This is a genomic window from Pseudomonas sp. NPDC090755 (assembly GCF_044769005.1).
GTDB lineage: Bacteria > Pseudomonadota > Gammaproteobacteria > Pseudomonadales > Pseudomonadaceae > Aquipseudomonas.
The window spans coordinates 1-6,592 of sequence record NZ_JBIVXC010000044.1 but is presented as its reverse complement, the minus strand read 5'-3'; the positions used below and the strand labels follow the sequence as shown (position 1 = coordinate 6,592).

The window sequence follows — 6,592 nt, the reverse complement described above, 5'->3', positions numbered from 1 at the left end:
AATGGTGCGGCCAGCCCTATCGGCCTGCCGATCCCCGACCTGTCCTGGTATGTGCTGGATGCCGAGCTGAACCCGGTGCCGGCGGGTTGCGTCGGCGAGCTCTATGTCGGCCGCGACGGCCTGGCCCGGGGTTACCTGAACCGGGGCGACCTCAGCGGGGCGCGCTTCATCCCCGACCCGTTTGGCGGCAATGGCGGTCGCCTGTACCGCACCGGCGACCTGGCCCGCTACTGCGCCGATGGCGCGGTGGAGTACATCGGGCGTATGGACCAGCAGGTGAAGATCCGCGGCTTCCGTATCGAACTGGGCGAGATCGAAGCCCGTCTGCAAGCCATGGCGCAGGTCCGCGAAGCCGTGGTGCTGGCCGAGGATGGCCGCCTGCTGGCCTATGTGGTGCCGAGCGTGGCGCAGGGCGGTCTGCGTGAAATCCTGCAAACGCAACTCAAGGCCGACCTGCCGGACTACATGGTCCCGGCGCACTGGCAGTTCCTCGCCGTGCTGCCACTGACCGCCAACGGCAAGCTCGACCGCAAGGCCCTGCCGCGTCCGGACGCAGCGCAGGCGCAGCAAGCCTACGTGGCGCCGGTTGGCGAGATCGAGCAGCAACTGGCGGCGATCTGGCAGGAGGTGCTGGGCGTCGAGCAGGTCGGTCGCGATGACCACTTCTTCGAGCTCGGCGGCCATTCGCTGCTGGCGACCCAGGTGGTTGCCCGCTGCCGCGACAGCCTGCCGGTGGCGGTGCAGTTGCGCGACCTGTTCAACCATCCGCAACTGGCAGACCTGGCCGCGCACTTGGTGGCGCAACAGGCACCCAAGGCCGGGCACTACCCACGCCTGCAATCCCGGGCATTCACCGGCCAGGCGCCGCTGTCACTGGCCCAGCGCCGGCTGTGGGTGGTCGAGCAACTGGCCGGTGGCAGCGCCGCCTATGGCATGCCGCTGGCCCTGCGCTTGCACGGTGAGCTGTCGGTCGAGCACCTGCTGCACAGCCTGGCGTTGATCGTCGAGCGTCATGACGTACTGCGCACCGCCTACCTGCAGGATGATGAAGGCGACCCGCTGGCGCTGATCCACCCGCACATCGACCTGAATGTGCCGCTGGTCGACCTGTCGACGCTGGATCGCGCGCAGCAGGAAGCCCAGGTGGCCGAAGCGGCCCTGGCCAACGCCAGCCTGGCCATCGATCTGCAACAGGCACCGCTGTGGCGTGCACGGATCCTGCGCCTGGCCGCCGACGAGCATGTGCTGCTGTTCTCCATGCACCACATCATCTCCGATGGCTGGTCCATGGGTGTGCTGGTCAACGAGCTGGTGACCCTCTACGGCCAGCTCAAGCAAGGCCAGGCACCCGCGCTGGCGCCGCTGCCGATCCAGTACGCCGACTACGCATGCTGGCAGACACAGTTGCAGGACAGCGGCGTGCTTGGCCAACAGGCGGACTACTGGCGCCAGCGCCTGGCAGGTTTCGGCGGTCAACTGGCCTTGCCGCTGGACTGCCCGCGGCCGCCCCGTGCGAGCCAGGAAGGCGGGCTGGTGTCGTTCGAACTGCCCGCACCGTTGAGCCAGCGCATCCAGGTCATGGCCCGTGAGGCCGGGGTGACGCCTTACGTAGCCTTGCTGACGGCGTTCAGCCTGTTCCTGCACCGCCTGTGCGGCAGCGACGACCTGGTCATCGGCGCCGACATCGCCGGTCGCCACCAACCGGAACTGGAAGGGCTGATCGGCTTCTTCGTCAACGTCCTGCCGCTGCGCTCGCAGTTCCCGGCCACGGCCAGCTACCGCGAGCGCCTGGCGGCGATGCGCGGCATCACCCTGGAGGCCCTCGAGCACCAGGACCTGCCGTTCGACCAGATCGTCGAGGCTGCCGGCACGCCGCGCCTGCCGGGCATGAACCCGCTGGTGCAGGTGCTGTTCGTGATGAACAACCTGCCGGCCCGTGCCACCCGCCTGAGCGGTATCGAGGTGGAAGAACTGCCGCTGACCCAGGTGCACAGCAAGTTCGACATGGCTTTGTTCATGAGCGAGCAGGGCGAGTGCCTGAGCGGCACCTGGCAGTACGCGGCCGCGCTGTTCAAACAAGAAACCATCGAATCCTTCGTGAAGGCCTGGATCGCCATCCTTGAACAGATTACTGCCGATCAGGCAGCCACAGTGGGAGATATCGACATGGCCCTAGCCGCCAGTGCAGTGCCACCGGGCAACCCGGGCAAAAAGGACAAGCTCGGCAAGTTCCTCACCAAGGGCAAGGCCGCTACCCGTCCCGCCACCGCCAGCGTGCGCGAGTATTGCTTGCTGGCGGGGCAAAGCTTTCCGCTGGTGATCGAACCTGCCGATCCGGGGGTCGACCTGGTGCAGTGGGTCCATGAGCATCGCCAGGCCATCGAACGTCAGCTGGTCGAGCATGCCGGCATCCTGTTCCGTGGCTTCGAGGTCAATGGCATCGAGGGCTTCGAGGCCTTTGCCGAGGCGGTGCAGCCGGGCCTGTACGGGCAGTACGGCGACCTGCCGAAGAAGGAGGGCGGCAAGAACACCTACCGCTCCACGCCGTACCCCGAGCAGAAGATGATCCTGTTCCACAACGAGAGCTCGCACCAGGACCGCTGGCCGCGCAAGCAGATGTTCTACTGCGAGCTGCCTTCGCCAGTGGGCGGTGCGACGCCGGTGGTCGATTGCCGGGACATGTACCGCAAGTTGCCCGAGCCGCTGCGCCAGACCCTGGAGCACAAAGGGCTGCTGTACGTGCGCACCTTCACCGGCAACCTCGATGTGCCATGGCAGCATTTCTTCAAGACCGAGGAGCGCGCCGAGGTCGAGGCGCGCTGCCGTGAAAGCGGCATCCAGTGGTCGTGGCTGGACGATGATGCCCTGCAGATCCGTACCTGGTGCCCGGCGATCATCCGCCATCCGCACACCGGCGAGCATTCGTTCTTCAACCAGGTGCAGCTGCATCACCCGTTCTGGCTCGACGCCGACGTGCGTGACGATTTGTTGGCCCTGTTCGGTAATGATCGCCTGCCGCGAAACGTTTACTACGGAGATGGCAGCCCGATTGCCGAATCCGACCTGCAGGTGATCGGCGAACTGTACGAAGCCTGTGCGGTGCGCTTCGACTGGAGGAAGGGCGACATCATTCTGCTGGACAACATGCTCGTGGCCCACGCCCGCGACCCGTACGAGGGGCCGCGCAAGATCGTGGTGGCCATGGGTGACATGGTGGAGCGCACAAGCCTGGCCCTTGAGCGGGTGAACGATCCATCGCCGGACAAGGAGACAATCGACGCATGAGCACATTGCTACCGCAGGCCGTTGACACCGGTATGGCGCTGAGCCCGCAGCAGGCTGCGCGCCTGCCGCAAGGGCCGGCCACCTGGGCGACGGCGGCTCATACCCTGGTGGTGAACATCGCCGGCACGCCGGAAATGGCGCGCCTGCAGCAGACCCTGGTGCAGGTGCTGGGCAACCAGCCGGCGCTGGGGCTGCGTCTGACGGAAGTGGCCGGTTATCGTGGTTTGCGCCAGCACTTCCTGCCGGTCGACGTTGCGTCGCTGCAGTGGCAGGAGGGGGAGGTCGATGAGGCGGGTCTGCAGGCCTGGTTGCAGCAACCGTTCGACCTCCAGGGGCCGCTGTTGCGCCTCGGTGCCTGGCGCGGGCCTCAAGGTGTTGTGCTGGCGCTGACAGTCGCCGCCTGCAGTTGCGACGAGGCGAGCCTGACGCTGCTCTATCGTCAGTTGCTTGCCGCCTGGCCGCAGGCGCGCGTTCTGGAGGACGACGAAGCCAGCTTCGGCCAGTACCTGGAGTGGCGCGCCGAAGTGGCCCAGGACGAGGACGCCGACACGGCCCGGCACTGGTGGCAGCATCAGCTGGGGCAGGCGCAGGTGAGCAACGGGCTGGCCATGGCCGAGGCCCGGGGCGTGGGGGCGGTGGCGAGTCTTGCCGGATTCGGCGGCATTGCCGAACTGGCCGCGCGCCTGGAACAGTCGCCCCAGCGGGTGTTGCAGGCCGCCTGGTACTGGCTGCTGGCCCGGGTCAGCGGCCGCATGGCGCTCACCGTCGCCTGGCAGCATGACGGCCGGGAAGACTACGAGTACTTCGCCGACTGCGCCGGTGTGTTCAGTCAGGTCCTGCCGTTGAACCTGCGGATCGATGCCCGGGAGTCCTTCACTGCCTGGCTGACGCGCCTGGCCACTGACCTGGATGAACACATCACCTGGCAGGAGTACTGCCCGGCACCCGCCAGCCCCTTGTGGCAGCCGTTCCAGTATCACGTGCAGCCGGCTGGCGGCCAGGGCTGGAATGCCCGCTTGCTCGCAGCCCGGACCGAACCTCAGGGCTTGAGCCTGCAGGCGGTCATCGACGACGCCGGCCAGTTGCTCGAACTGAACCTGGATTACCCGCAGTCCTGCGCATCGCCTGCCGCCATGCAGGCGCTGCTGGTGCAGTACCGGACCCTGCTTGAACAACTGATCGAGCAGCCACAGGCAAGCTTCGACACCCTGCACCTGCTGGGCGCCGATGAGCAGCAGCGCCTGCTGGCGCATTCCAGCGCGGGGCCACTGGCGCACGCCGCCGTGCTGTTGCCCCGGGCCATCGCTGAGCAGGCGCGCCTGCAGCCGCAGGCCGTGGCGCTGGTTGATGGCGATCGGCACTGGTCCTACGGCCAGTTGCTGGCGCAGGCCGAGCGGGTGGCGGCGTACCTGCAGGCGGCCGGGGTGGTTCGCGGTGACCGCGTGGCCCTGGCATTACCACGCAGTGCCGACTGGATCATCGCCATGCTCGCTACCTGGCGCTGTGGTGCTGCTTACGTGGCACTGGACAGGCAGTGGCCGGTCCAGCGGCAGGTACAGATCATCGAGCAGGCGCAGGTCAAGTGTGTGCTGGGCGATGCGCAGGCGATCGCTGGTGTGTCCCGGGCCCCGGCGCCGCTGCTGGACCTCGGGCAGGCGCTGCAATGTGAACATCCGCTGCAGCCGATGGAGGTGCAAGGCAGCGATGCGGCCTACGTACTCTTCACTTCCGGCTCGTCGGGTACGCCCAAAGGCGTGGTGATCGGGCACCGGCAGCTGGCCAACTACGTGGCTGCGGCCAGCGAAGCCCTGGCACTTGAGCAGTGCCGTCACTTTGCCTTCGGCTCCAGCGTGGCTGCCGACCTGGGCCATACCAGCCTGTTCGGTGCGCTGTACCAGGGGGCGACGTTGCATGTCGCCGACGACGCCACCATGCAGGATGGCGACGCCTTTGCCCGGTTCATCGACGAGCAGGGCATCGACTGCCTGAAGATCGTCCCGTCGCACCTGGCCGCCTTGCTCGACGCCCGTGCGCCGGTCTTGCCGCAGACCCTGGTGCTCGGCGGCGAGGCGCCCAGCCAGGCCCTGCTCGAACACATCCTGCAACTGCGTCCCCAGGTGCGACTGTTCAACCACTATGGTCCGACCGAAACCACCGTAGGGGTGATGATTCACCGCATCAGCGCCGCCGAGGGCCAGGTGCCGTTGACCCGGGTGCTGGCCAACAACCGGGTGTATGTCCTGGATGAACAGCGCCGGTTGCTGCCCAGCGGCATCGAGGGTGAGTTGTACATCGGCGGCGAGCAGGTGAGCGCCGGTTACCTGGACCTGGCCGAACAGACCGCCCAGGCCTTCATCGACGATCCGTTCAACCCGGGCGAGCGCCTGTACCGCAGCGGTGACCGGGCACGTTATCGGGCTGAAGGCGGGATTGAGCTGTTGGGGCGCGTCGACCAGCAGATCAAGGTGCGTGGCATTCGCGTCGAGCCTGCGGAGATCGAGCAGTGCCTACGTGAGCATGGGCAGGTCGGCGACGCGTTGGTGCTGGCCCATCAGGATGAGCTGCTGGCGTTCGTCACCACGACAGCTTCCGACAGCGCTGTGCGGTTGCTGGCACTGTTGCGCGAGCGTCTGCCTTCAGCGCTGGTGCCGGCGCGGGTGCTGGTGTTGGCGCAGTGGCCGCGGCTGGTCAACGGCAAGGTCGACCGACAGGCGTTGCTCGGTAATCTGGCGGCAGCAGCGCAGGGTGAGTCGCGGGAGGCTGCCACGGCGCTGGAGCGCTGGCTGGTCGAGCGCATGGGGCAGTTGCTCGGTAATCCGTCGCTGGGGGTCGAGCAGGACTTCTTCGCCGCAGGCGGTCATTCGCTGCTGGTGATCAAGTTGGTGGCGGCTGTTCGGAAGTTGTTGCAGGGGGATATACCTCCGGCCATCGTCTTCGATCATCCCAGCGCTGCCGAGCTGGCGGCGGCCCTGCTCAAGGTGGAGCCGCAGGCCGGCCAGTTCGAGCGCCTGGCCCAGGCGCGCCTGCGTCTGGATGCCATGAGTGAGGAGGAGAGGGCGGCGCTCATCGCCAAGGCGCGGCTGCTCAAGCAGAACCACCCGGCCTGAGTGCTCTCCCGGCAGGCAAGGTGCGCATGTGCGCGCCTTGCCTGTTTTTTTGGGGGCTGTGTGCTTATCCATTTCTTGTGGTGATGCTGCCGGCGCCTTCCGCCTTTACGGCGGCCTACTTTTTTCTTGGAAAAAGTAGGCAAAACCGCTCGCTCCTGCATCCGGCCCTACGCTGCGCTCCGGGTCCCTTCGCTCCGGTG

2 protein-coding genes are annotated in these 6,592 nt (G+C 67.0%); both read left to right on the top strand.

The annotated features are described in order from the left end of the window. Positions 1-3,285, top strand: a 3,285-nt coding sequence (locus tag ACIQUS_RS27005; RefSeq protein WP_403054166.1) for a condensation domain-containing protein, incomplete at its 5' end; no start/stop codon positions are given. Continuing rightward, complete coding sequence (locus tag ACIQUS_RS27000; RefSeq protein ID WP_403054163.1) at positions 3,282-6,392, top strand: amino acid adenylation domain-containing protein; 3,111 nt, start codon at positions 3,282-3,284, stop codon at positions 6,390-6,392. The genes ACIQUS_RS27005 and ACIQUS_RS27000, both read left to right, overlap by 4 nt. Positions 6,393-6,592 lie beyond the last annotated feature (200 nt).